Genomic DNA, 23,137 nt, shown 5'->3' on the forward strand with positions numbered 1-23,137 from the left:
ACGCCGCTGTTCTCCGACGTACCGGAGACGCAGGCCCCCGTCCGGGCCGGCGGCCATGCCGCGCCCGCCGCCTCGCACCACCTCTCCCCGGCCTTCCCCGGCCGCGCCCCCTGGGGCACCGCCGGCAGGCTGCGGGCCTGGCAGCAGGGTGCGCTGGACAAGTACATCGAGACCCAGCCGCGCGACTTCCTCGCGGTCGCCACCCCCGGCGCAGGCAAGACCACCTTCGCGCTCACCCTGGCCTCGTACCTGCTGCACAACCACCTGGTGCAGCAGGTGACGGTCGTCGCGCCGACCGAACACCTGAAGAAGCAGTGGGCCGAGGCCGCCGCGCGGATAGGCATCAAGCTGGACCCGGCGTACTCCTCCGGGCCGCTGTCCCGGGAGTACCACGGCATCGTGGTCACCTACGCGGGCGTCGGGGTCAACCCGATGCTGCACCGCAACCGGACCGAGGCCCGCAAGACCCTCGTGATCATGGACGAGATCCACCACGCCGGTGACTCCAAGTCCTGGGGCGAGGCCTGCTTCGAGGCCTTCGAGCCGGCCACCCGTCGGCTGGCGCTGACCGGGACGCCGTTCCGCTCGGACACCAACCCGATCCCGTTCGTCTCGTACGAGGCGGGCGGCGACGGCATCCGCAAGTCCGTCGCCGACTACACCTACGGCTACGGGCACGCGCTCGCCGACCACGTCGTCCGCCCGGTGATCTTCCTCAGCTACAGCGGCAACATGCGCTGGCGCACCAAGTCCGGCGACGAGCTGGAGGCCCGGCTCGGCGAGCCGATGACCAAGGACCTGATCGCCCAGGCCTGGCGCACCGCGCTGTCCCCGCAGGGCGAGTGGATCCCGGCCGTGCTGCAGGCCGCCGACCGCCGACTGAGCGAGGTCCGCAAGGCGATCCCGGACGCCGGCGGGCTGGTGATCGCCACCGACCAGACGGTGGCCCGAGCCTACGCCAAGATGCTGCGCGAGATCAGCGGCGAGAAGGTCACCCTGGTGCTCTCCGACGAGACCGAGGCCTCGAAGCGGATCTCCGACTACTCGGCCGGGACCTCGCGCTGGATGGTCGCGGTCCGCATGGTGTCCGAGGGCGTCGACGTGCCCCGGCTGTGCGTCGGGGTGTACGCGACCTCGATCTCCACCCCGCTGTTCTTCGCCCAGGCCGTCGGCCGCTTCGTGCGCGCCCGCAAGCGCGGCGAGACGGCCTCGGTGTTCCTGCCGACCATCCCGATGCTGCTGGGCTTCGCCAACGAGATGGAGCTCCAGCGCGACCACGTGCTGGACCGGCCCAAGAAGGAGGGCGACGGCCTCTTCGACGAGGAGGACCGGCTGCTCGCCGAGGCCGAGCGGGCCAACGACGGGCCGGACGGCGCGGGCGGCGAGGAGTTCTCCTACGAGGCGCTCGGCTCCGACGCGGTCTTCGACCGGGTGCTGTACAACGCCATGGAATTCGGCATGCAGGCCCACCCGGGCAGCGAGGAGGAGGACGACTACCTCGGTATCCCGGGCCTGCTGGAGCCGGACCAGGTCCAGATGCTGCTGCAGAAGCGCCAGCACCGCCAGATCCAGCGCAGCAAGACCAAGCCCGCCGAGGAGGCTGACCTGCTGGAGCTGCCGGCCGAGCAGCGGCCGGTCGTCACCCACCAGGAACTGCGCGAGCTGCGCAAGGAGCTGAACGCGCTGGTGGCCGCCTGGCACCACCGCACCAGCCAGCCGCACGGCACCATCCACAACGAGCTGCGCCGCCAGTGCGGCGGGCCGCTCACCGCGCAGGCCACCGCCAACCAGCTGAAGGCGCGGATCGCCCGCATCCGGGAGTGGGCGAAGTAACGGTCCGGCGGGTGCGGACGGGCGTGTCCTGGACGGGCCCGTCCGCTCCGGTGTGTCCGGACATCGGACCGGGGGCGCACTCGCGCCCTGTCACGCCGGGCGACTTGCGGGTGTTTGTCCGAAATTTCCGACGGTGTTGGTGACGATCACGCCCGAATTTTGGACAAGCACTTCCGCCGCGACATTTCCTTCACTACCTTTCCCCCACGCTCTTCCGCCGGGCAACCCCCGCGGGACGGGCTCCGCAGGACCGCGTGGCCGTCAAGGACAACGCCGCGCGGCCCGAGCGCGGCCACCCCCACCTGCGCGCGACACCGACCTTTGGGCCGGCGCCGCCCGCCCCGCGAGCGCCGCGGAAAGGATTGTCCGTCGTGACTGCCGAGACCTCCCAGACGCTGGACCGCGGCGTCCGCGTCCTCAAGCTCCTCGCCGACTCCGAGCGCGGGCTCACCGTCACGGAGCTGGCCGCCCGGCTGGCCGTCAACCGCACCGTGGTCTACCGACTGCTCGCCACCCTGGAACAGCACGGCCTGGTCCGCCGCGACATCGGTGGCCGCGCCCGGGTGGGCCTGGGCGTGCTGCGGCTGGCGCACCGGGTGCACCCGCTGCTGCGCGAGGCCGCGCTGCCGGCCCTGCGCAGCCTCGCCGAGGACCTCGGCGCCACCGCTCACCTGACCCTGGTGGACGGCAACGAGGCGCTGGCCGTCGCCGTGGTCGAGCCGAGCTGGACCGACTTCCACGTCGCCTACCGGACCGGGCTGCGCCACCCGCTCACCGAGAGCGCGGCCGGCCGGGCGATCCTGGAGGCCCGCGGCTTCCCCAGCCAGCGCCGGCCCGAGCAGGGCTTCGTCATCACCCGTGCGGAGGAGCAGTCCGGCGCCAGCGGGGCCGCCGCCGCGCTGCTGGGGCTGAGCGGCATCGAGGGCAGCGTCGGCGTGGTGATGCTGAACGGGCTGGTGCCCGAGCGGGTCGGGCCCCGGGTGGTGGAGGCGGCCACCGAGGTGGCAGACGCCCTGAGGTAGCCCTTCGCCCCGGGCCGAAGGGGCGCGCCGGTGCCGGAGGGAGAAGTGGCCAGCGAGGTACGAGCGCCGCAGCGCCGACCACCGGCACCGGGTCGGAGCGCCCCGGAGGCGAGCCGGCGAGTCACGGCCCCGGAGGCGAGCGGGCGGATCACGCGGCGGCGCCGGGTGTGTTTGGATTCCCCTTGTGTCCGACACCAAGCTGCCCAAGGCCCTCTCCGCCCCGCGGACCCGCGTGCTCGCGCTCTGCGGGGTGCTGGTCGCCGCGCTGTTCGGCGTGGCCGCCTTCGTCCCGCTGCCGTACACCATCACCTGGCCGGGCCTGACCGCGGACACCCTGGGCGCGTACCAGGACAAGCCGGTGATCACCATCACCGGGGCGCCGCTGCGCACCACCCAGGGCGAGCTGCGGATGGTCACCATCACGGCGACCACCCCGGAACAGCGGAATACTCTCTGGCGCTCACTGAAGGCCTGGTTCGACCCGAAGGAGGCGATCCAGCCGACCGACGTGGTGTACCCGCAGAGCAATCCGGCCAAGGCCAACGAGGTGACGGCCCAGCAGATGGCCGAGTCGCAGGACAGCGCCACCGCGGCCGCGCTCGACTACCTTCACCTCTCGCCGGACCAGGTGAAGGTCAAGGTCGACCTGGGCGACGTGGGCGGCCCGAGCGCCGGCCAGATGCTGGCGCTGGGCATCGTCGACAAGCTGGCCGGCGACGGCAAGGGCGGCGACCTGACCGGCGGGCTCAAGATCGCGGGCACCGGCACCATCGAGAAGGACGGCACCGTCGGCCCCGTCGGCGGCGTGCCGCTGAAGACCCAGGCGGCCGCCCGGGACGGCGCGACGGTGTTCCTGCTGCCCCGGGACGAGTGCAAGGACGCCAAGGTGCACACGCCCAAGACGCTGCGGCTGGTGCCGGTCGGCACGCTCGCCGAGTCGGTCTCGGCGCTGGAGGCGCTCAAGAGCGGCGGCAGCGTGCCCAGTTGCTGACCGGTCGCCGATCCCCCGCGGCGGCTCGGGGCGCCTACTCGGCGGCTGCCTGGTCCACCAGCGGCAGGATCCGGTACGGCACCGGGTTCTCCAGCACGATCGCGGTGGAGGAGCGGACGATCCCGTCGAAGCCCACCACCCGGTCGATCACCCGCTGCAGATCGGCGTTGGAGCGGGCCACGATCCGCACCAGCATGTCCCCGATGCCGGTGATGGTGTGCAGCTCCAGCACCTCGGGCACACCCGCCAGGTGCGCCCGCACGTCCGCGCCCTGGCCCTGGGAGATCTCCAGGGTCGCGAAGGCCGTCACCGGGTAGCCGATCGCCGCCGGGTCCACCTCCGGGCCGAACCCGCCGATCACGCCCTTGGCCTGCAGCCGGTCCAGCCGGGCCTGTACGGTGCCCCGGGCGACCTGCAGCCGGCGCGAGCACTCCAGCACGCCGATCCGCGGCTCCTCCGCCAGCAGCCGGATCAGCCGCCCGTCCAGGGCGTCGATGGTGTCGTTCCCGCCGCCCGGCGGGGGAGCGGAAACGCCCTGCGGGGTGGGGGAGCCGGGCGAGCCGGGGGAGCTCGGGGAGTGGGCGGGGGGCATCGCGGCACCGTCCTCCGGTGGGCATTCTGTACAGCGGCGCCGCCGATTCTCCCGCCCCGGGGCACAGCTTGACCAGAAGGAAACGGAACAGTTGCGCGCCGGTCGGCTCGGCGCCACCCTCCAGCCACGACCCCGTGCCTCGGGCCCCACCCCGGACGCGGGGCGGTCCGTACGCCTACCGGGAGGGCCGTCATGACCGACACCGCCGCCGAACCCGTCCTGCTCGCCGCAGGCCCGGCCGAGGGGACGGGGGAGCCGGATCCGCTGTCGATGGGCCGTGCCGACGCGGTGGTCTTCGCGGTCGCCGACGCGCAGCGGGCGGCCCGCCGCTACTGCGCCGCGCTGGGGCTGCGCTGCACCGCGTACGCCGGGCCGGAGACCGGCGAGCCGGAGACGGTCTCGTACGTGCTCGCCGCGCCGGGGACGCGGATCGTACTCACCTCGCCGGTGCGGGTGACCGGCCCGCGCGGCCGGGAACTGGCGGCACACCTGGCCCGGCACGGGGACGGGGTGCTGGACCTCGCGGTGAGCGTGCCGGACGTCTACTACGCGTACGACTACGCGGTGGACCGGGGTGCGCTGTCGCTGGCCGAGCCGTACGAGGTGCGGGACCGGTTCGGCGCGGTCGTGCTGGCCACCATCGGGGTGCCGGGCGGCACCAGGCACACCCTGGTCGACCGGGCCGGGTACGCGGGGCCCTACCTGCCGGGGTACGTGCCTTTCGAGAGCTGGTGAGGCCGGTGACGCCGGCTCAGCGGATCGCCGTCTCGACGACCGGCGGGTGGCCGTTCCAGTAGACGAAGACCGAGTTGGCCTGGTCGCCCTTGGTGAAGTCCACCCGCATCCACTGGTCGCCGTTCCACACCTGCATCTGCCAGCCCGGGTCCGGGGTGGCGGAGACCAGCGAGGCCTTGTCGGCGCGGATGTCCAGGGCCACCCGGCCGCCGGGGATCGGGTAGCTCTTCACCGTGGACGTCGCGGTGGCGGTCGCTGTGGGCCGCCGGGTGGGCGGCGGGGTGGCCACGGTGACGGCCGGCGGGTGGGCGGCGGTGGCGGTCGGGGAGGCCGACGGGGTCTCGCCCTGGGCGGCAGAGCGCGGCTGGTCGGGGGTGACGGTCGCGGTGTACGGCGTGCCGTCGGCCTTCGGGGAGGGCAGCGGCAGCGCCGTGGGCTGCTCGAACGCGGCGCCGGTGAGCACCGCGTGCACGCCGAGCCAGGACAGCGCCACCGCCGCCCCGGTGGCCGCCGCCCAGGCGCCGAGCTGTACCAGTCCGTTCCGCATCGTCCGCACATCCTGCCGCATTTCCGGGCCGCCGAGAGCGGTACCCCCGGTATTCCACAGGGCAGTTGCACAATGTCCGGACCGGGCTCGGAGCCACCTCCGAGGTACAGACCACTGCCCGTCGATGGCGTACCGTGCAGGCCCATGGCAACAGTGCTCGTGGTCGAGGACGACCCCTTCGTACGTTCCGCCCTGATCCGCCACCTGACCGACACCGGTCACGCGGTGCGCAGTGTGGGCACGGCCCTGGAGGCGCTGCGGGAGGTCGCCCAGGTCGGCTGCGACCTGGTGATCCTGGACCTGGGACTGCCCGATCTGGACGGCGGCGAGGCGCTCAAGATGATCCGGGGGCTGACCAACGTCCCGGTGATCGTCTCCACCGCCCGGGACGACGAGGCCGAGATCGTCCGGCTGCTCAACGACGGGGCCGACGACTACCTGGTGAAACCTTTCTCCGGGGAGCACCTGAGTGCCCGGATGGCCGCCGTACTGCGCCGGCTCGGCAACGGCGCCGCGCCCGTCGCCCAGGTGCTGCGGGTCGGCGGACTCGCCATCGACCTGCGGCGGCGCGAGGCCGTCCTGGACGGGCGAACGCTCGACCTGACCCGGCGCGAGTTCGACCTGCTGGCCTTCCTGGCCGCCCGGCCCGGGGTGGTGGTGCCCCGCAAGGAGATCCTCGCCGAGGTCTGGCAGCAGACCTACGGCGGCGACCAGACCATCGACGTCCACCTCTCCTGGCTGCGCCGCAAACTCGGCGAGACCGCCTCCAGCCCCCGCTACCTGCACACCGTCCGGGGCGTCGGGGTCCGGCTGGAAGCCGTCGGGGGGCCCGGGGAGCACCGGACGTGAAGCGGTTCGCGCACTCGCTGCGCTGGGCCCTGATCAGGGCCGCGGTCGCCGGGACCACCATGGTCGCGCTGGCCTTCCTCATCCCGCTCGGCCTGATGGTCCAACAGACCGTCCGGGACCGGGCGTTCACCGCCGCCGAGCGGCAGGCCGCCGCGCTCGGCCCGGCGCTCGCCATCACCACCGACCAGGACGCCGTCAACCGGGCGCTGGCCAGCACCGACGCGGGCGCGCAGGGGCGGATGGCGGTGCACCTGCCGGTCCCCACCGGGGTGCCGACCGGCGGCGGACCGGACGGCCCCACCATCGGCGAGGGGCGCGCGGCCCTCGCCGACGTGGCCACCGCCGGCGGCCAGGGCCGCTCCTTCACCGTCGCGGTGCCCGGCGGGTACGCCCTGCTCCAGCCGGTCGCGGTGGACACCGGGCGGACCGCCGTGGTCGAGGTGTTCGTGGCCCAGAGCGACCTCACCCGGGGCGTCTCCACCGCCTGGCTGGTGCTCTCCGCGGTCGCGCTCGGCCTGGTCGCCATCTCGGTGCTGGTCGCCGACCGGATGGGCGGCCGGATCGTCGCCTCCGCCCGTCGGCTCGCCGCCGCCGCCCGCTCGCTCGGCGCCGGGAACCTCGCGGTCCGGGTCCCGGTGACGGGCAAACAGGTCGACGGCAGCCCCGAGGAACTGCGCGAGGCCGCCCAGGCGTTCAACACCATGGCCGACCGGGTGGTCAAACTCGTCGCCGCCGAACGCGAGTTGGCCGCCGACCTGTCGCACCGGCTGCGCACCCCGCTGACCGTGCTGCGGCTCAACGCCGCCTCGCTCGGCGACGGCGACGCGGCCGACGCCACCCGGCACGCGGTGGCCCAACTGGAGCGCGAGGTCGACCAGATCATCCGCTCCGCCCGTCGCGCTCCCGAGGGCGCGCCCGCCGTCGCGGTCGGCTGCGACGCCGCCGAGGTGATCCGCGAGCGGGTCGGCTTCTGGTCCGCGCTGGCCGAGGACGAGGGCCGCCGCTGGCAGCTGGCCGGCGCCGAGCGGGCCGCCCCGGTCCCCGTCCAGCGCGCGGACCTGGCCGCCGCCGTCGACGCGCTGCTCGGCAACGTCTTCCGGCACACCGCCGTGGGCACCGCCTTCTCGGTGGACGTGCTGGCCACCGACTGCTCGGTGATCGTGCTGGTCGGCGACGCCGGGCCGGGCTACAGCGACCCGGCCGCCGCCCTCAGACGCGGCGAGGGCCACGGCGGCGAGGGCTCCACCGGCCTCGGCCTGGACATCGTCCGCAAGCTCGCCGAGTCCACCGGCGGGGACCTGGCGCTCGGCCGCTGCGCCGTCCTCGGCGGCGCGGAGACCCGGCTGCGGCTGCGCACCGGGGCGGAGGACGCGCCCCCCGCGCGGGCCGGGCGGCGGCGGTCGCGGGGCGCGCCCTTCCAGAAGTGAGGGTGCCAAAAGTGAGGGTGCCAGAAGTGAGGGTGCCGGAAGCGGGCGGGATGCCGGGTGGTGTCCTGTGCTCGACCCCGGCAGCCGTTCCGCAGCTGGGCCATGTTTGTGACGCTGCGTAGTCGATCGTGCCCAGGCCGGGTTCGACGCCATCCGGTATCGTCGCTGGTTGGCCGAGCGGTGGACGGAGTGGACAGTGACAGCGGTGCAAGACGAGCGCAGCCCGGTGCGGACCGTACCCGACCCCTCGCCCGCCGCCCTGTCCGACCGGCTGCGGCTCGCCCTCGGCGCCCCCGTGCGCGCGCTGCGCGAGGCGCCTCGCCGCCCGCTGCTGGCCGCCTCGGCCGTGGCCCTGCTGTCGCTGGTCGTGTACGCAGTGGTCCGCCACTTCGTCCACACCTCGATGGTGGACATGATCGTCTACCGGGCCGAGGGTGCCGCCGTCGCCAACGGCACCGACCTGTACGCGCTGCGCGTCACCGAGTGGAACCTGCCCGCGACGTACCCGCCGTTCGCGGCGATGCTGTTCGTCCCGACCACCTGGTTCCCGGTCCCCGTCCTCCGGATCGCGATCACTCTCGGCAACCTCGGGCTGCTCGCCCTGCTGGCCCATCTGTCCTTCAAGCTGGTCGGCTGGCCACGCCGCGAGCTGCGGCCGATCGGCGTGGTCCTGGTGACCGGCCTCGGCGTCTGGCTCGAACCCGTCTTCACCACGCTCCGGTACGGCCAGATCAACCTCGCGCTCGCCTGCCTGATCCTCTGGGACCTCACCCGGTCGGACGGGCACCGCAGCAAGGGCGTGGCGATCGGCATCGCGGCCGGTATCAAGCTCACCCCCGGCCTGTTCGCCGTCTACCTGCTGATCACCGGCCGGGTCCGGGCCGCCCTCACGGCCGGCCTCACCTTCCTCGGCACCTTCCTGATCGGCGCGCTCTTCCTGCCCGACGCCACCTGGGGCTTCTGGACCAAGTACCTCTACGACTCCTCCCGGGTCGGTAAGACCGAGATCGTCGACAACCAGTCGCTGCGCGGCGCCTTCGCCCGCCTGCTGCACACCGCCGACCCCGGCATCCTGGCCACCCTCGGTGCAGGCGTGGTCGCGCTGGCCGGCCTCGCCGTCGCCGCCTGGGCCGCCCGCAGCGGCCGCTGGCTGCCCCGGTCCGAGGCCTGGGGTGTCTGCTGCGCCGCCGTCACGGCCGTGCTGATCTCGCCGATCAGCTGGACCCACCACTGGATCTGGTGCGTGCCGATGCTCGTCCTGCTCGCCGCCGAGGCCTCCGTCGAGCGCGCCCGCCCGGCCGGGGTGCGCAGGCTGCGCTGGCGGGCCGCGTTCTGGGCCACCGCGCTCGCCTTCGTGTCCTTCGCGATGTGGGCTGCGAAGCCGCTCGGCCCGGCCGTCCTCCACATGTCACCGCTGCGCCAGCTGCCCACCTCGGTCTATCCGTGGGTCGGACTCTGCTTCCTGCTCGCCGCCGCGATCCGGATGAGGGCTCGGCGGCGGTCCGCCGGCGCGCCGCTCGTCCGGCTGCCCGGACAGCGCGGCGGCGACGGTGGCCCGGACGCCACCCGCGGCCGTCAGCAGGCCCCCGCGGCCCGCTGAGCCGGCGGGGGCGCCGCTCCCCTTCTCCTGTTCCCGTCGCACCTGTACGTGTCGGTGCGCGTCGTGGACGTGCCGGTGCACGCTGCGGCGCACGCCTACGCGAGCAGCTCGGCGAGCGAGCCGTCCATGTCCAGCGCGGCCAGCTCGCTGCCCGGCGGGACCAGTCGGTGCGCCCGCTCCAGCCAGGCCGCGACGGCCGGCAGCGGCGCCTCCAGCAGCGCGTCCCCGGCGGGTGAGCTGAGCGCCAGGCAGAGCACGCTGCGCCGGCCCGAGCGGGTCGGCCAGATCCGCACGTCGCCCTGCCCGGACGGGCGGAAGGTGCCCTCCACCAGCAGCTCGCGGGCGAATACCCAGGTGACCGGGGAGCCGGTGTCCAGGTGGAAGGTGATGTACACCGCGTACGGGTCGTGGCTGCCGTAGGTCAGCCGGGCCGGGACGGGGACGCTGCGCTCGGGGGAGAGCACCAGGTTGAGCTCCAGCTCGTGCTCCACGACGCCGACGGGGCGATCCATGATCGTCTTCCTCTCTGTCTTCGGTTCGTGCCCGGTTCCGGGCTCTGTGACCTTTGAGAGGGCGGTCCACACCGGCTCTTACACACGTTTCCGGGTTTTCTCCGGGAAGTTTCGTGAGGGGTGGTGAACGGCCTGGGGCGCGGCGCGCGGGCGCCTGCTGCGCGCCGGTTTCCTTACCCCGGGCAGCCCTCCGCTGTCCGGGGATTCGCCAACTTCCCGTCGGCACTCCGGCGAGGCACTACCCTTTGTGACTACTCGGCGACTGTCCGCCCATCGGTGGGCACCCCCACGTGCGCACCGAGCGCCCCGGGGCGTGCGCGGGCGCGCCGCAATGGCGTGCGCTGAGACCGTGCTGAGACCTGTTCCGATCCGTTCCGACCGTTCCGACCCCGACCGGCCCTCGTCAGGACCTGGCAGGAGAGAAGACCCCCATGGCGGACCGTTCCTTCGCCGCCGACGGCGACCCGGCCGTCGCACCCGGGCCGGGCTACTACCCCGACCCCTCCATCCCCGGCTTCGTCCGGTACTGGGGCGGCTCGGCCTGGGTGCCGGGCACCACCCGTCCCTCGCCCGCCGAGGGCGAGGTGCTGGAGCCGCCCCGGTTCGCCACCCGGCGGCCCGCCCCCGACGTGGCCGCGGCGCGGGCGGTGTCGCCCCCGGTGGTGCCGCAGGCGCGGTCGCACTCGCCCTCGCCGCTGCCCTCGGACCTGCCCGCGCCCTCGGACCTGCCCGCGCCCTCGGACCTGCCCTCGCCCGTGTCCTCGCGTTCGTACGCGACCTCCGGTGACACCGGGCCGGTCTACCTCGACCAGACCACCGGCGGGGCGTCCTTCGTGGTCGGGCCGCGGGTGGCGGAGGTGATCGGCGGGCCGGTGTTCCGGACCGTCGAGGCCGCCGCCGAGGAGGCGCCCGGGGCATCCGGCTGGCAGGCCGATCCGCAGGCGCAGCGGGGCCTGATGGAGACGGGCGGAGCGCCGCGCTGGGTCTCCTGGGGGGTGCTTCCGGGGGCGCCCGAGGCGGAGGAGGGGCGCGCGGAGGCTGAGTTCGCTCCGGTTGCCATGGAGGTGGCCGCCGCGGTCGCGCCCGCCGCGGCGGTGGCGGTGCGCGAGGCGCCGACGCCGGTCGCGGCCGTCGTGGCGGTGCCGGTGGTCGAGGCGGAGCCGGAGACGGTGGCGGAGGTGAGGGTGGAGGTCGAGTCGGCGGTTGAGGCGGCGGGTGGGGCGTCGGCTGGGGCGTCGGCTGGGGCGTCGGCTGAGGTGCCGAGGGCTGGGCTGAAGGCCGCGTCCGCGCCCGTACGGACCGGGCCCGCTTCCGCTGCTGCGCTGCCCGCCGTGCGGCCGGCCCGGGAGGCCACCGTCCGTCGTCGGCCCGCCTCCGCCGTACCCGCCGGGCTGGGGCGGCGGCTGGCGGCGAGGGCGGTGGACACCGGGGTGCTGCTGGTGGTCGCCATCGCCGCCGGGATCCCGCTCGGGCGCTCGGTGGCCGACCACCTCCAGCAGAAGCTCGACCAGGCCAAGATGGCCAGCTTCCTCACTCACCGCCAGGTCCAGGTCTGGCTGGTGGACGACGTGGTGGTGGGCAAGCTGGCCGTGCTGCTCGGCATCCTGGTGTTCGTCAGCCTGCTCTACGAGGTGCTGCCGACCGCCCGGACCGGCCAGACCTTCGGCAAGCGGCTGGCCCGGATCCGGGTGGTGGACGCCGCCAAGCCCGGCAGGACCCGGCTGAGCCTCGGCCGCTCGCTGCTGCGATGGGTCGTCAGGCAGCTCGGGCTGGTGCTGCTGCTCGGCCTGGTGTGGCCGGTCTTCGACCGTCCGGCGCGGCGCGGCTGGCAGGACCGGGCGGCCCGGACCCGGGTGGTTCGCGGCTGAGGCCGCGGGGTCCCTCGCCGTGGGTCATCGCGCCGGGCCTTCCGCCCCTGAAGGGCAAAACGGATAAAATGTCCCAAATGTCGAGAATATGTGATGTTCTACTCGGGGAATGAGCACCCACGACCCCTCAGGCACCCAGCCGGAGGGGGGCGGTAAGCCCTCCTTCGACAAGCAGCCCCCGCACCCCGGCGGCGGCACGCCGGAAGGCGAACCGCCGAGCCCGACCCCGTCCGAGGCCCCGTCCGAGGGCCCCGGCGCCTACCAGGGCACCTACGGCGGATCGGACCACGGTCAGGGCCCGTACGACCAGCCCCCGCCCGGCTACGGCGCCGGCCCCGGCGCGTACGGCACCCCCGGCCCCGTCCCCGGGATGCCGCCGATCGGCACCTGGCCCAAGCGGATCACCGCCCGGCTCATCGACTACGTCATCATGCAGGCCGTCGGCGTGGTCATCGTGGGGCCCTTCGTCGACCTCAGCACGCGCGGAGGCTCCACCAGCGCGTTCTGGCTCGGCTGCGCCATCTACCTCATCTACGAGGGCCTGATGCTCAGCCGGGACGGCCAGACCCTCGGCAAGAAGGCGATGAAGGTCCGCGTCGCCATGCTGATCGACGGGAACCCGCCCACCCAGTCCGCCGCCTGGACCCGGGCCGCCGTCTACATCCTCCCGGCCGTGGTCTGCTGCGCCGGCCTGTGGTGGCTCATCGACGGGATGTTCGGCGTCTTCGACAAGCCCTTCCGGCAGTGCATCCACGACAAGGCCGCGAAGACCGTGGTGGTCACCACCCAGGTCTGAGCGCGGCGGCGGACGGCGCCCGGCGGCGGATCAGCGCTGCCGGGCGTACTCGCGTCCGGCAGCGGCGGGGGAGGCCCCGGCCTCCTCGGCGGGGGCGGCCGAGCGGGCGGAGACGGACAGCGAGAGCACCGTCACCACGGTGCCGAGCGCCAGCGCGAAGGCCACCAGCACCGCGACCTCCAGGACGCGCGAGGCGCCCGAGACGGCCAGCAGTGCCACCGTGGTGGCGACGACGGTGAACGAGCCGAGGCAGAACTGGGCAGCGGACGGACGCGGCATGGCGGGGGTCCTTCGCACGTCGGGGGAAACGGGCGGGAATGGTGCCGGTCCAAGGGTCTTGCCCGGCAGGGGAGTTCGGTAAGTCCAGGCTAACCCGCGGGGCCGGGGGCACAGGGGGCGCACGGGCTCACCCCGGGGTCGTCCGAGCCCCTCGGTACGGTGGAACCCGCCCACACCACGCAGACCGGGGGAACCGACCGTGCCCATCCCCGCCGACTGGCCGACCACCGAGGCCCAGGCGCTCGCCGAGCAGGAACGGCTCCGGCCGCTCGTCCGGGCCGTCGACGACGACGGATCCGAGGACCGGCTCATCGCCGGGGTCGACGTCGCGTACGACGACGACCACGACCTCGTCGTCGCCGCGGCCGTCCTGCTCGACCGGGGCACCCTGGACGTCGTCGAGGAGGCCACCGCCGTCGGCCGGATCGCCTTCCCCTACGTCCCCGGACTGCTCGCCTTCCGCGAACTCCCCGCCGTCCTCGACGCCTTGGCCGCCCTCACCCGCACCCCCGACACCGTCGTCTGCGACGGCTACGGCCTCGCCCACCCCCGACGCCTCGGCCTCGCCAGCCACCTCGGCGTCCTCACCGGGCTGCGCACCCTCGGCGTCGCCAAGACCCCCTTCACCTTCGACCACCGCGAACCCGACGCCGAACGCGGCTCCTGGACCCCGCTCACCGACCCCGCCACCGGCGAAGAGGTCGGCCGCGCCGTCCGCACCCGCCCCGGCGTGAAACCCGTCTACGTCTCGGTCGGCCACCGCATCGGCCTCGACACCGCCGTCACCACCACCCTCGACCTCGCCCGCCGCTACCGGCTGCCCGAGACCACCCGGCACGCCGACTTCCTCTGCCGCCGCGCCCTGGCCGAGGCCCAGCGCGCCCGGACGCCCTCGAACTGACCCCGCCCCGGGCGGAATTCGGACCCGGTGTGTTAGACATGACACACCGGGGCCCGGCCCCGACCGCAGGGGACGGACGCAGCGGGGGAGGCGCCGAAGTGGGATCAGGGACCGGCTCGACCGGCGGGAACGGACAGGGCTACCGCGTCGAGATCGAGCAGCTCCGCACCTTCGCGGGCCAAGTGCGGCTGCTGCTCAAGGCGTTCGAGAAGGACGCCAACGGCACCAACGCCCACGGGCTCAGCGGAATCGGCAAGGACGCCTTCGGCACCTTCGCCGAGGCCACCGAGATTCACGGCCGCTACGGCACCATGCGGGACGCCCTGCGCGACGTGCTCAACCAGCTCCAGAGCGCCATCGACGAGGCCCAGAAGAGCGCCGAACTCACCGCGACCAACTACGAGGAACACGACCAGCAGGTGGCCAAGAAGCTCAAGCTCGCCGACGACGGCTGGTCGGTCGCCGAGCCCTCCGCCACCAGCAAGGCTGCCTACGAGGCGAACCAGGTGCCGTCCGTCCGCGGCAACGCCACCCGCTAACCACCGCCCGCGACCCGAACGGAGGGGAACCACCCGTGGTCTACACCGACTTCACCAAGTACAGCCACGCCCAGCTCCGCCAGATGGCGCAGGCCCTCGACCCCGGCGCCGTGATGGCCGCCGGCGACCCCTGGCGCAAGGCCGCGACCACCCTCAAGGACATCCGCAAGACCCTCACCAAGGTCAGCACCGAGGCCGCTACCTCCTGGGAGGGGCCGAGCAGCAACGCCTTCCACACCAGCATGCTCAGTCTCGCCACCAGCATCAACGAGGCCGCCGCCTACGCCAACGACGCGGCCAACACCCTCCACAACATGTCCGAGGCCATGGCCAAGGCCAAGCGTGACATGCCGGAGGAGCCCGGCAACTGGGACAAGATCAAGGACACCGTCGGGGACGTCTTCAGCACGGACGACGAGCACATCCCGATCGCCGACCGTAAGAAGGCCGAAGCGGCGGCGATCATGCAGACGCTGGCGATGCACTACCGCATCGCTACGCCGGCGTTGAAGGCTCCGCCGCCATTGCGTACTGGTGGGAAGGAGGAATCCCATGACGTGGGGGCACAGGACGCCCAGAGTGCTGCGGCGGCAATGACAGCTGCAATGATGATGGCGAGCCCCTCGGTCGGAGTTGGGGGAGCGTCGGCGCGAACAGCAACGGCCCCCACGTCGGCACGGCCGAAGTCCTCCCAAGCTCCCACGGCGCCCGGATCCACGTCCAAGACGGCTGCCGTCCCGACTGATTCAGGGATCAAGGGAGGTACGGCGCAGGTCCCGCCGAAGCCGCCGACCACAGCGAGCGGTGGTCCTGATTCGGGTGTCTCAGGCACTCCGGTGTCCCGTCCGAGCGGAAGCGTGCCGAGCCCCGTTACTTCCGGAACTCAGACGTCTGGCCTCACCACGACCTCGCCTCCGGGTCCCACGAGCGGGCCGATCGCAGGTGGCGGTGGGCAGACGACGGTCAATCCCTCAGGGCCGACCACGCAGAGCACCCCGGTCGGGCCCGGCTTCGGACAGGGCAAGACCGGATTCGGCGGCAAGGAGTTCCCTGGCGGCACGAAGCCGATGGAGGGTTCAGGCCCGCGCGGAAGTCGAGCTGTCAGCACCGGCGGCGGTGAGGTCTATCCGGGCATCGGAGCAGGGGGCCGTGGGGCGCCAGGCGCCAAACAGGTGGGTGGCTCCGTGGTCTGGCCCGGTGGCGCTGTCCGTGAGACGCCGCCATCCGGCGCCGGAGCACGCGGCAAGCAGGCCTTCACTGAAGGCGGATCCGGGCTGGGGGCTCGGAACCGGATGACTGCCGAAGCCGGGGCCCGTGGCACGGGCGCCGTGGCGCCGGGCATCCCGATGAGTGAGGCACAGCGCCGCAAGAAGGACCGCGGGAAGGACGGCAAGCGACCGGATTACCTTGTCGAGGACGAGGAGACCTGGGCGTCGGACAAGCCAGCCAATCCGAACGTGGTGGAATGAGGCCGGTCCGTAGACGGACGGGTGATCTGATCGCATCCCGCAGGTCGGTGATCTGCGGGATGCCTCGTTGAGTGGGGTGACCGGGTTTGACGAGCCGCCTGTTGTCGCGTGGTACGGCGGTCCTTGCCGCTGGGGCATTGGTCTGGGCCGTCGCCGCACCGGCGGCATCTGCCGATCAGATCAGGGACAAGCAGTGGGTCCTAAAGACCTTCGAGGCCGACACGAAGATCTGGCCGGTCAGCCAGGGCGAGGGTGTCGTCGTTGCGGTGATCGACAGCGGGGTGAACTCGGAGCATCAAGATCTGACCGGGCAGGTCCTTCCAGGGGCCGATTTCTCCGGTACCAAATCGGACGGCCGCATCGACACCGACGGCCACGGCACCGGAATGGCGAGCCTGATTGCGGGGCATGGTCACGGTTCACAGGACGGAGTGATGGGCCTGGCCCCCAAAGCGAAGATCCTTCCGGTGAAGGTGCGGACCAGCGACGGCGGCCCTATTCCTGAGCAAAACGACCTGGCGGCCGCAATCCGCTTCGCGGCGGCCAACGGCGCGAAGGTCATCAATATGTCCATCGGAGGTCTCCTGCAGTTCGACTCGCAGACCCGCAAGGCTGTCAAGTATGCGGTGTCGAAGGACGTCGTCCTGGTCGGCAGCGCAGGCAACAGCGACTCGGCTTTGAGTGTCAGCTATCCGGCCGCCTTTCCCGGGGTGGTGGCTGTCGGAGCGGTGGACTCCAAGGGGGTGGTATGGGACAGCTCCAAGTCGGGCCCCGAGCTCACTCTCATTGCACCGGGTGTGGATATTTACCACGCCAGCGCCAAGTCACCGACGAGCTATGCAGCTGGGGATGGCACCTCTGACTCCACTGCCTACGTCTCGGCTACCGCCGCGCTCATTCGGTCCAAGTACCCGAACCTGTCAGCCGGTCAGGTGATCAATCGAATGATTAAGTCCGCCACCCCGCCGCCCAACGGGGCTGTGGTGCCCAATGTCCACTACGGCTATGGGATCCTCGCGCCGGCGAAGGCTCTGGAGGCCAACCCCGCCGTTGACAACGGGCCCCGGGAGAACCCGCTTGCGAACCGCCCGGAGTCGCTGGGATCCCCGCCGGAGGACGACGACAGCGACGCGACAAACCAGCCCTCCGTGCAGCCCATGGTCCCTGAAGGGGACCGCGGCGGCAGCAGCGACAACACCGGCCTGGTGATCGGTGCCGCCGCCGCAGGTGCCGTGGTGCTCGGGGCGTCGGTGGCCGCGGTGCTGATGGCGCGGCGGCGGAAGCGGGCGGCGGCTGCCACCTCCTGGCAGCCGCCGCAGCAGCCGCCGCAGTGGCCCCCGTACGGCGGCCCCGGTCGGTGAGTGGCGAGCCTGCCGTCGGGTAGGGCGGCCATGTGGGACGTCCCAGCAGCGGTCGTCCCAGCAGCGGTCGTCCCAGTGGTGGTCGTCCCAGTGGTGGGCCTGGCGGGCGCGGCCTTCGAGGGTGAAGCCGGCCTTCTGGTAGCGCGGGTGGCGCCTTCGTTGTACTCGAAGACTTCGAGGTGGACGCGGTGGAGGCGGATGGTCGCGAAGGCGTGCCGGCGGAGGAGTTGTCGGGGTCGACGTCGGTGAGGGTGGTCTCGCCGAGGAAGCGGTCGGTGGCGGGGTCTTCGACGGCGAGGTCGAGGCGGTCGGGCTGGTCGGGGCGGGTGCAGGGTGGGCTTCAACGGCGAGGGCGGAGAGATCGCTCGACACGGCGCCCAGGAAGCCCGGCGGTGCCCGGTTCGTGCAGGGAACTATTCGGCGACGGCGATCTGCTGCCGGTGGTGGGCCGGGGCGGTGAGTTCGTCGACGACGGCGGCGGCGAGGTCGGCCTGGGCGATGCGGGGGCCGAGGACCTGGGGGCCGCCGACGCGGTAGCGGCCGGTGCCGGGGGCGGTGCGGTCGAGGTCCATCGGCGGGGTGACGACGACCCAGTCGAGGGTGGCGGGGGAGTCGTGCAGCAGGTCGAGGGCGGCGGAGTGGCCGAGGGAGAAGGTGCGGTACGCCTCGGGGAATTCGGGGTCGTCGTGGACGGCGACCCCGGGGGCGGTCTCCAGGGTGGTGGCGACGCCGACGCTGATGAGCCGTCGGACACCGGCCCGGTCGAGGCCGGTGACGAGTGCGGTGGTGGCGGCGCGGTAGAACTCGGCGGAGGGGGTGTCGGGGGTGTAGACGGAGCTGACGGCGGCGGTGTGCCCGGGGGCGGTGGCGGCGACGGCGGCCGGGTCGGTGACGTCGCAGCGCAGCAGGGTGACGCCCTCCCCGGCGAGGTCGGCGTGGCGTTCGGGGTCGCGGACGGCGGCGGTGACGGTGAGGCCGCGCCGGCGGGCCTCGGTGACGACGGCTCGGCCGACCTGCCCGCCCGCGCCGTAGACGATGACGTCCGCGCGGTGCTGCCGGCCGGTGGTGGTGCTGGTCATGGCGGTCTCCTGTCCGGTGGGGGCGGGCTGGTTCGCCCGCCGCTGCCGGGACGGTAGACCGGAGGGTGCCGGTTACTTCAACGGTACCGACCCCCAGCGGGTACCGTCGGGGGTATGACGCAGACCGTGCCGGCGCCGTTGCCGGCGGACTTCTTCCCGGCCGACTGCCCGGTGCAGTCGGTGCCGGTGCTGGGCAGCCGCAAGTGGGCCTGGAAGATCATCCGTTGTCTGGAGGACGGCCCGCGCCGCTTCTCCGAGCTGCGGGTGCCGCTGACCGGCATCACCGCCAAAGTGCTGGCGGAGTCGCTGCGTTCGATGGAGCAGGACGGCGCGGTGGTCCGGACCGAGTACGCCGAGAACCCGCCGCGGGTCGAGTACGCGCTGACGCCGTTGGGCCGCACGCTGCTCGGGCCGATGGACGCGGTGTGCGCGTGGAGCCGCGAGCACCTGGACAGCCTGCTGGCGGCCCGGCTGGAGTACGAGCGCCACGGGCACTGACCAGCGGGCCTGGTAGCGCGGCGCGCCCTGGCAGTATTTCGGCGGTCGCTGGCGCCCATACCGCTGGTGGGGTGGTCCGGGCGGGCGCCATGCTGGGCGCATGAGCACTTCCGAGAACGCCCTGAGCCCCGCCGACGCGATCGTCCCCGACACCAAGGACTGGACCTGGGTGCTGGAACGTCCGTGCCCCGACTGCGGGTTGGACACCCCGAAGGTGGCCCCCACGGACGTCGCCGCGATGGTCCGGGCGAACGCGCACGGCTGGCTGACGGTGCTGGCCGGTGACGGGGAGGGGCTGCGGCGCCGTCCGTCCCCGGAGGTGTGGTCGGACCTGGAGTACGCCTGCCACGTCCGGGACGTCTTCCGGCTGTTCCTCGTCCGGCTGAACCTGATGCTGGACCAGGACGGCCCGCTGTTCCCCAACTGGAACCAGGACGAGACGGCCGCCGCCGAGCGCTACTGGGAGCAGCAGCCGCAGGTGGTGGCCGGGGAACTGGCGGAGGCCGCCGAGGCGCTGGCGGCGGCGTTCGACGCGGTCGCGGGGGAGCAGTGGCGGCGGACCGGGAACCGCAGCGACGGGGCGCGGTTCACGGTCGAGTCCTTCGCCCGCTATCTGATCCACGACCCGGTGCACCACCTGTACGACGTGACGGGCGGGCGGGTCTGAGGCCCCCGGGGGCGGGCGGCGGGGTCACCAACCGGAGGCCTCGTGCAGCATGGTGCGCCGCAGCCGCCCGGCCACGCTGGCGGTGTCGGTGCCGATGACGTCGGCGATCTCGGGGGCGGCGAGGCCGACGACGTAGTGGAGGATCGCCAGGTCGTCGTCGGCGGGGTGGCGGTCCGGGACGACGGGCACCTGCCGGGTGTGCTCCGCGACGGTGCCGCGCAGGATCTGCCAGGCCAGCGCGGTCGGGTTGGGGCTGGTCAGTAACTCCCGCCACTGGACGGCGATTTCGGCGAAGGCCTGCTGCACGGCGGTGGCCGCGTCGCCGTGCTCGGCCAGCCACACCCGGGCGTAGCTGAGGTACCGGGGGCGGTGGAGCTCGCAGAAGGCCGCGAATTCCAGTGGTACGCCCTCCGGTTCGCCGGGCTCCAGGGGAGACTCGGCGGCGCTCGTGTGACGGTTGGTCATCTCGTCTTCTCGGAAAGGGAGATGGGTTTCTGATGGTCGATCATCTGTGCTCACTCTACGGTAGGCCCTCGGTGCGCTGGGTGACCAATCCGATGGAATGCCCGGAACCCGCCGCCGCTCGGCCGGTTCCGGCGACAGCCGGTGCGGCGCGGCGGCGGTACTGCCGGGCGAGGTCGGGCGAGGGCCGGTCGCGGCCGGTCCGGGGAGTGCTGCGCAATGGTGCGGGGGGACGTAGGTGCGAGCGTGTCGCAGCTGGTCAGAGGGTGTAGGAGGGGAGGTGCTGCAGGGCGGTTGAGGTGCCACCGTAGGGCCTGTCGGGTCCGGCGTCCACGCCCACGGCGCGAAGCCGCGACCGCACAACCACCCGCGCAACCGCACTCACGGCTGGTGTTGCGTCGGGGTGGGTACCGGTGGGCGGGAACGGGGTGCGGCGATCGCGCCCCGGCGGCCTGCGGCAACCGGGGCGCGGGGCGGGGCGGCGCTGAGCCGCCCGGTCAGGAGCCCGTGCGGGCCTTTGAGGGGGAGATCCGGGCGTCGGCGGTGTTGCCGCGTTCGACCTGGGCGGGAAAAGCCTCAAGGACCGTCCGCCGGGCCGACTGGGCCGCCGCGGCGGCCTCCTCGCGCTCGCACCGGTGAGCGCCGGAAACACCGGAAATGCCGGAAACACCGGAAACGCAGGGACCGCCGACACTGCCTGATCCACCGGCGGCATGCCCCCCGGCGATGTGCCCGCCACTCGCGTGGGCCGCGCCGGAGTGCGTCCCGTCCGCGTGCGCCGTACCAGCGCGTGCCGTCCCCCCGCGCGCCCCCGCCGCCCGCCGACGCCGGCCGAGCGCGACCCGCTCGGCGTGTTCCTCGACCGCCTGTCTAGCGGCCAGATAGGCCTGCACGGCCGCCATGCCGTAGACCGGCTGGATGAGCTGGTGTCCCTTGAAGAAGGGTCTGGCCGGCGCGAACCCGGCGGCGACCACCAGGTCGCGGATCTCGGCTATCTCCGCCTCGCTGCGGGCGGTGAAGCGGACCTCCCAGCCCTTCTTGTACGTATGGCCCTTCTCACCGCTGCGGCGGGCCGGGTCCGGGCGGCGGACGTACCCGGGCAGACGGCCGAGGCGGAGCTGGGCCGCGCGGAGGCCGGCGGTCTCGTCACGTGACATGACGTAAGCCTAGGCAATCCCCGGGGCGAGATTGACGCGCTGAGGGTCCCTCGCCGTATGCCCTTGATCACTCTGGGTCAGGCGACCAGGTCGGCGATCGTTTTCGATCGGATCTGATAGCCATATGAACGTCATTTACTCCAAATGAGTGAGGGTATGGGGACTTTAGTGCAGGCTGATCCCGGTTTGGCGACGGTTGCGTAACAGTGCGTCAGGCTGCGACTCGCGAGCGGCGGGGGTTGGGGATGGTGTCGGCATGAGCGAAAGCAGTGGGCGAACCATCAAGGGGTGCGCATGAGCGAGCGAAGCGAGGCGGGCGCATGAGCTACCGGATTCCCTCGTCGCCGCCGTCCCTGGAGGAACTGGCGAAGCATCAGCAGAACGTCGTCACCGCGAGCCAGCTGCGCGCCCGGGGCGTGCCGGCCCGGGTCGTCACCGGGCACTGCCGCCAGGGCGGCCCCTGGCAGCGGCTGCTGCCCAGGGTCTACCTACTGCAGTCCGGCGAGCCCACCCCGGAGCAGCGGATGTGGGCCGCGCTGCTGTACGCGGCGCAGAACGGCCGCGAGGAGGGCCGCCGCGAGGGCGCGGTGATCACCGGGGCCGCCGCGCTGGCGCTGTACGGCTTCGCCGCCGTGCCCCGGCTGCCCGCGGTGACCGGGGTGGACGTCCTGGTGCCGCGCCAGCGCCGGCTCAAGGACGCCGGCGAGGTGCGGATCCGCCGCACCGAACGGGAGTTGGTGGCCCGCTCGGTGCACGGTCTGGCCTGCGCGCCGGTGGCGCGGGCGGTCGCGGACGCGCTGCGCGAGTGGACGGCCGACCCGGACGCCCCGGCGCCGGTGCGCGAGGTGCTGCAGGAGGCCGTCGCCCGCCCGGAGAACCGCTGCACGGTACGGGAGTTGGCCGATGAGCTGATCGACTCCGGGCTGACCGGCGAGCCGCGGGTGCGTGCCGCCCTGGACGAACTCCTCGCCGCCGAGCGGGACGTGGTGCTGGAGCAGGCCGGCCGGCTGGTGGACGAGTGGCTGCTGCCCGCCCCGCTGACCTCCCCCGAGCTGCGGATGCGCGGCGGCACCTACATCGCCGTCCCGGACCTCTACTGGCCGGAGCGCGGCGTCGCGGTGGAGGTGGACTCGGACCTGCGCTGCGTCAGCGAGGGCGAGGCCGCCTGGGTGCGCGGCGGCCAGCACCGGATGGAGTACCTGGGCATCCGGGTGGTGTACGTCTCCGGCGCCCGGCTGTCCGCCGACCCGGAGGCGGTCGGCGGCGAACTGCGCGAGGCCTACCGGGTCGGCGGGACGGACGTGGTGGAGCTGCTGGTGGTCTGAACGCCGCCCGTGGTCACCGGACCTACGACCGGACCACCGGCGTGCCGATCAGCTCGACCCCGGCCGCCCGCAGTTCGTCCAGCGCGGCGGCGGTGGTCTCCGGCGCCACCCCGGCGGTGAGGTCGAGCAGCACCCGGGTGGTGAAGCCGGCCCGCGCGGCGTCCAGGGCGGTGGCCCGGACGCAGTGGTCGGTGGCGATGCCGACCACGTCGACCTCGTCGACCTGCCGTTCGCGCAGCCACTCCACCGGGCCGCGGGCGTTCTCGTCCAGCCCCTCGAAGCCGCTGTAGGCCGCCGAGTAGGCGCCCTTGTCGAACACCGCCTCGACCGCGCCGGAGATCACGGCGGGCGCGAAGTTGGGGTGGAAGCCGACGCCTTCGGTGCCGGCCACGCAGTGCACGGGCCAGCTGGAGACGTAGTCCGGCTCGGCCGAGAAGTGCTCGCCCGGGTCGATGTGGTGGTCCCGGGTGGCGAGGATGTGCTGGTAGCCGGGGGAGGACTCGGCGATCAGATCGGTGATGGCGGCGGCCACCTCGGCGCCGCCGGCGACGGCCAGGCTGCCGCCCTCGCAGAAGTCGTTCTGCACGTCGACGACGATCAGTGCCCGGTGCATGGCTCGCATCCTCGG

The 23,137-nt window shown here is 73.2% G+C and carries 24 protein-coding genes; 16 read left to right on the plus strand and 8 right to left on the minus strand.

All coding sequences use genetic code 11. From position 1 onward, the window contains the following. Positions 1-6 precede the first annotated feature (6 nt). The 3 genes from ACZ3UD_RS17420 (at position 7) to ACZ3UD_RS17430 (ending at position 3,846) form a co-directional block, all read left to right on the plus strand. Complete coding sequence (locus tag ACZ3UD_RS17420) at positions 7-1,833, plus strand: DEAD/DEAH box helicase (RefSeq protein ID WP_465588075.1); 1,827 nt, start codon at positions 7-9, stop codon at positions 1,831-1,833. A gap of 371 nt (positions 1,834-2,204) precedes the next feature. After that, positions 2,205-2,855 carry an IclR family transcriptional regulator gene (locus ACZ3UD_RS17425; protein WP_350739323.1) on the plus strand — a complete coding sequence of 217 codons (651 nt, stop codon included), beginning with the start codon at positions 2,205-2,207 and terminating at the stop codon, positions 2,853-2,855. A 184-nt stretch (positions 2,856-3,039) separates the two neighbouring features. After that, positions 3,040-3,846, plus strand: a complete 807-nt coding sequence (locus ACZ3UD_RS17430; protein ID WP_465587659.1) for a S16 family serine protease — start codon at positions 3,040-3,042, stop codon at positions 3,844-3,846. Positions 3,847-3,880: 34 nt separating this feature from the next. Here ACZ3UD_RS17430 and ACZ3UD_RS17435 read toward each other — a convergent pair whose 3' ends face one another. After that, positions 3,881-4,438: an Lrp/AsnC family transcriptional regulator gene (locus ACZ3UD_RS17435; protein WP_465587662.1), complete on the minus strand. Its 558-nt coding sequence runs from the start codon at positions 4,436-4,438 to the stop codon at positions 3,881-3,883. Between the two features lie 192 nt (positions 4,439-4,630). Between ACZ3UD_RS17435 and ACZ3UD_RS17440 the strand changes: the two genes are divergently transcribed. Further along, positions 4,631-5,173 (plus strand): VOC family protein, encoded by a 543-nt coding sequence (locus ACZ3UD_RS17440; protein WP_465587664.1) that lies wholly within the window; start codon positions 4,631-4,633, stop codon positions 5,171-5,173. A gap of 16 nt (positions 5,174-5,189) precedes the next feature. On the opposite strand, the gene ACZ3UD_RS17445 is transcribed toward ACZ3UD_RS17440, so the two are convergent. Next, complete coding sequence (locus tag ACZ3UD_RS17445) at positions 5,190-5,720, minus strand: hypothetical protein (RefSeq protein ID WP_465587667.1); 531 nt, start codon at positions 5,718-5,720, stop codon at positions 5,190-5,192. A 144-nt stretch (positions 5,721-5,864) separates the two neighbouring features. Between ACZ3UD_RS17445 and ACZ3UD_RS17450 the strand changes: the two genes are divergently transcribed. From ACZ3UD_RS17450 to ACZ3UD_RS17460, 3 genes are all read left to right on the plus strand, one after another. After that, positions 5,865-6,569, plus strand: a complete 705-nt coding sequence (locus ACZ3UD_RS17450; protein WP_465587670.1) for a response regulator transcription factor — start codon at positions 5,865-5,867, stop codon at positions 6,567-6,569. 17 nt (positions 6,570-6,586) lie between these two features. Then, positions 6,587-7,996 carry a sensor histidine kinase gene (locus ACZ3UD_RS17455; protein ID WP_465588078.1) on the plus strand — a complete coding sequence of 470 codons (1,410 nt, stop codon included), beginning with the start codon at positions 6,587-6,589 and terminating at the stop codon, positions 7,994-7,996. A 196-nt stretch (positions 7,997-8,192) separates the two neighbouring features. Next, the gene (locus ACZ3UD_RS17460; RefSeq protein ID WP_465587673.1) at positions 8,193-9,596 is read left to right on the plus strand and encodes a glycosyltransferase 87 family protein; all 1,404 of its coding nucleotides are present in this window, start codon (positions 8,193-8,195) and stop codon (positions 9,594-9,596) included. 95 nt (positions 9,597-9,691) lie between these two features. Here the strand turns inward: ACZ3UD_RS17460 and ACZ3UD_RS17465 are convergent, their stop codons facing one another. Next, positions 9,692-10,108, minus strand: a complete 417-nt coding sequence (locus tag ACZ3UD_RS17465; RefSeq protein ID WP_465587676.1) for an SsgA family sporulation/cell division regulator — start codon at positions 10,106-10,108, stop codon at positions 9,692-9,694. Positions 10,109-10,539: 431 nt separating this feature from the next. On the opposite strand from ACZ3UD_RS17465, the gene ACZ3UD_RS17470 reads away from it, so the two are divergent. Together ACZ3UD_RS17470 and ACZ3UD_RS17475 are read left to right on the plus strand one after the other, a co-directional pair. Then, complete coding sequence (locus ACZ3UD_RS17470; RefSeq protein WP_465587679.1) at positions 10,540-11,976, plus strand: RDD family protein; 1,437 nt, start codon at positions 10,540-10,542, stop codon at positions 11,974-11,976. A gap of 109 nt (positions 11,977-12,085) precedes the next feature. After that, positions 12,086-12,772, plus strand: coding sequence for an RDD family protein (locus ACZ3UD_RS17475; protein WP_465587682.1), 687 nt, complete (start codon positions 12,086-12,088; stop codon positions 12,770-12,772). Positions 12,773-12,802: 30 nt separating this feature from the next. Here the strand turns inward: ACZ3UD_RS17475 and ACZ3UD_RS17480 are convergent, their stop codons facing one another. Beyond that, complete coding sequence (locus tag ACZ3UD_RS17480) at positions 12,803-13,051, minus strand: hypothetical protein (RefSeq protein WP_465587685.1); 249 nt, start codon at positions 13,049-13,051, stop codon at positions 12,803-12,805. A gap of 199 nt (positions 13,052-13,250) precedes the next feature. Here ACZ3UD_RS17480 and ACZ3UD_RS17485 point away from each other — a divergent pair, with 199 nt between their 5' ends. The 4 genes from ACZ3UD_RS17485 to mycP all read left to right on the plus strand — a co-directional run bounded on the left by ACZ3UD_RS17485 (position 13,251) and on the right by mycP (position 17,321). Next, entirely contained in the window at positions 13,251-13,952 is a 702-nt protein-coding gene (locus ACZ3UD_RS17485) for an endonuclease V (protein WP_465587688.1), read from the plus strand. Positions 13,953-14,050: 98 nt separating this feature from the next. Beyond that, entirely contained in the window at positions 14,051-14,491 is a 441-nt protein-coding gene (locus ACZ3UD_RS17490; RefSeq protein WP_465587691.1) for a hypothetical protein, read from the plus strand. A gap of 35 nt (positions 14,492-14,526) precedes the next feature. After that, the gene (locus ACZ3UD_RS17495) at positions 14,527-15,960 is read left to right on the plus strand and encodes a WXG100 family type VII secretion target (protein ID WP_465587694.1); all 1,434 of its coding nucleotides are present in this window, start codon (positions 14,527-14,529) and stop codon (positions 15,958-15,960) included. 86 nt (positions 15,961-16,046) lie between these two features. Continuing rightward, positions 16,047-17,321, plus strand: a complete 1,275-nt coding sequence (mycP, locus tag ACZ3UD_RS17500) for a type VII secretion-associated serine protease mycosin (protein ID WP_465587697.1) — start codon at positions 16,047-16,049, stop codon at positions 17,319-17,321. Between the two features lie 413 nt (positions 17,322-17,734). Here the strand turns inward: mycP and ACZ3UD_RS17505 are convergent, their stop codons facing one another. After that, positions 17,735-18,400 carry an NAD(P)-dependent oxidoreductase gene (locus ACZ3UD_RS17505; protein ID WP_465587700.1) on the minus strand — a complete coding sequence of 222 codons (666 nt, stop codon included), beginning with the start codon at positions 18,398-18,400 and terminating at the stop codon, positions 17,735-17,737. 114 nt (positions 18,401-18,514) lie between these two features. On the opposite strand from ACZ3UD_RS17505, the gene ACZ3UD_RS17510 reads away from it, so the two are divergent. Beyond that, entirely contained in the window at positions 18,515-18,898 is a 384-nt protein-coding gene (locus ACZ3UD_RS17510; protein ID WP_465587703.1) for a winged helix-turn-helix transcriptional regulator, read from the plus strand. 100 nt (positions 18,899-18,998) lie between these two features. Next, complete coding sequence (locus ACZ3UD_RS17515) at positions 18,999-19,565, plus strand: DinB family protein (RefSeq protein WP_465587706.1); 567 nt, start codon at positions 18,999-19,001, stop codon at positions 19,563-19,565. A gap of 24 nt (positions 19,566-19,589) precedes the next feature. Here the strand turns inward: ACZ3UD_RS17515 and ACZ3UD_RS17520 are convergent, their stop codons facing one another. Together ACZ3UD_RS17520 and ACZ3UD_RS17525 are read right to left on the minus strand one after the other, a co-directional pair. Further along, complete coding sequence (locus ACZ3UD_RS17520) at positions 19,590-20,030, minus strand: RNA polymerase sigma factor (RefSeq protein WP_465587709.1); 441 nt, start codon at positions 20,028-20,030, stop codon at positions 19,590-19,592. 494 nt (positions 20,031-20,524) lie between these two features. Then, positions 20,525-21,184 (minus strand): hypothetical protein, encoded by a 660-nt coding sequence (locus tag ACZ3UD_RS17525; protein ID WP_465587711.1) that lies wholly within the window; start codon positions 21,182-21,184, stop codon positions 20,525-20,527. A 320-nt stretch (positions 21,185-21,504) separates the two neighbouring features. On the opposite strand from ACZ3UD_RS17525, the gene ACZ3UD_RS17530 reads away from it, so the two are divergent. Beyond that, entirely contained in the window at positions 21,505-22,509 is a 1,005-nt protein-coding gene (locus tag ACZ3UD_RS17530; RefSeq protein ID WP_465587714.1) for a hypothetical protein, read from the plus strand. Between the two features lie 22 nt (positions 22,510-22,531). On the opposite strand, the gene ACZ3UD_RS17535 is transcribed toward ACZ3UD_RS17530, so the two are convergent. Continuing rightward, complete coding sequence (locus ACZ3UD_RS17535) at positions 22,532-23,122, minus strand: isochorismatase family protein (protein ID WP_465587716.1); 591 nt, start codon at positions 23,120-23,122, stop codon at positions 22,532-22,534. Positions 23,123-23,137: the final 15 nt, after the last annotated feature.

The sequence above is a fragment of the Kitasatospora sp. NPDC023118 genome (assembly GCF_055560875.1).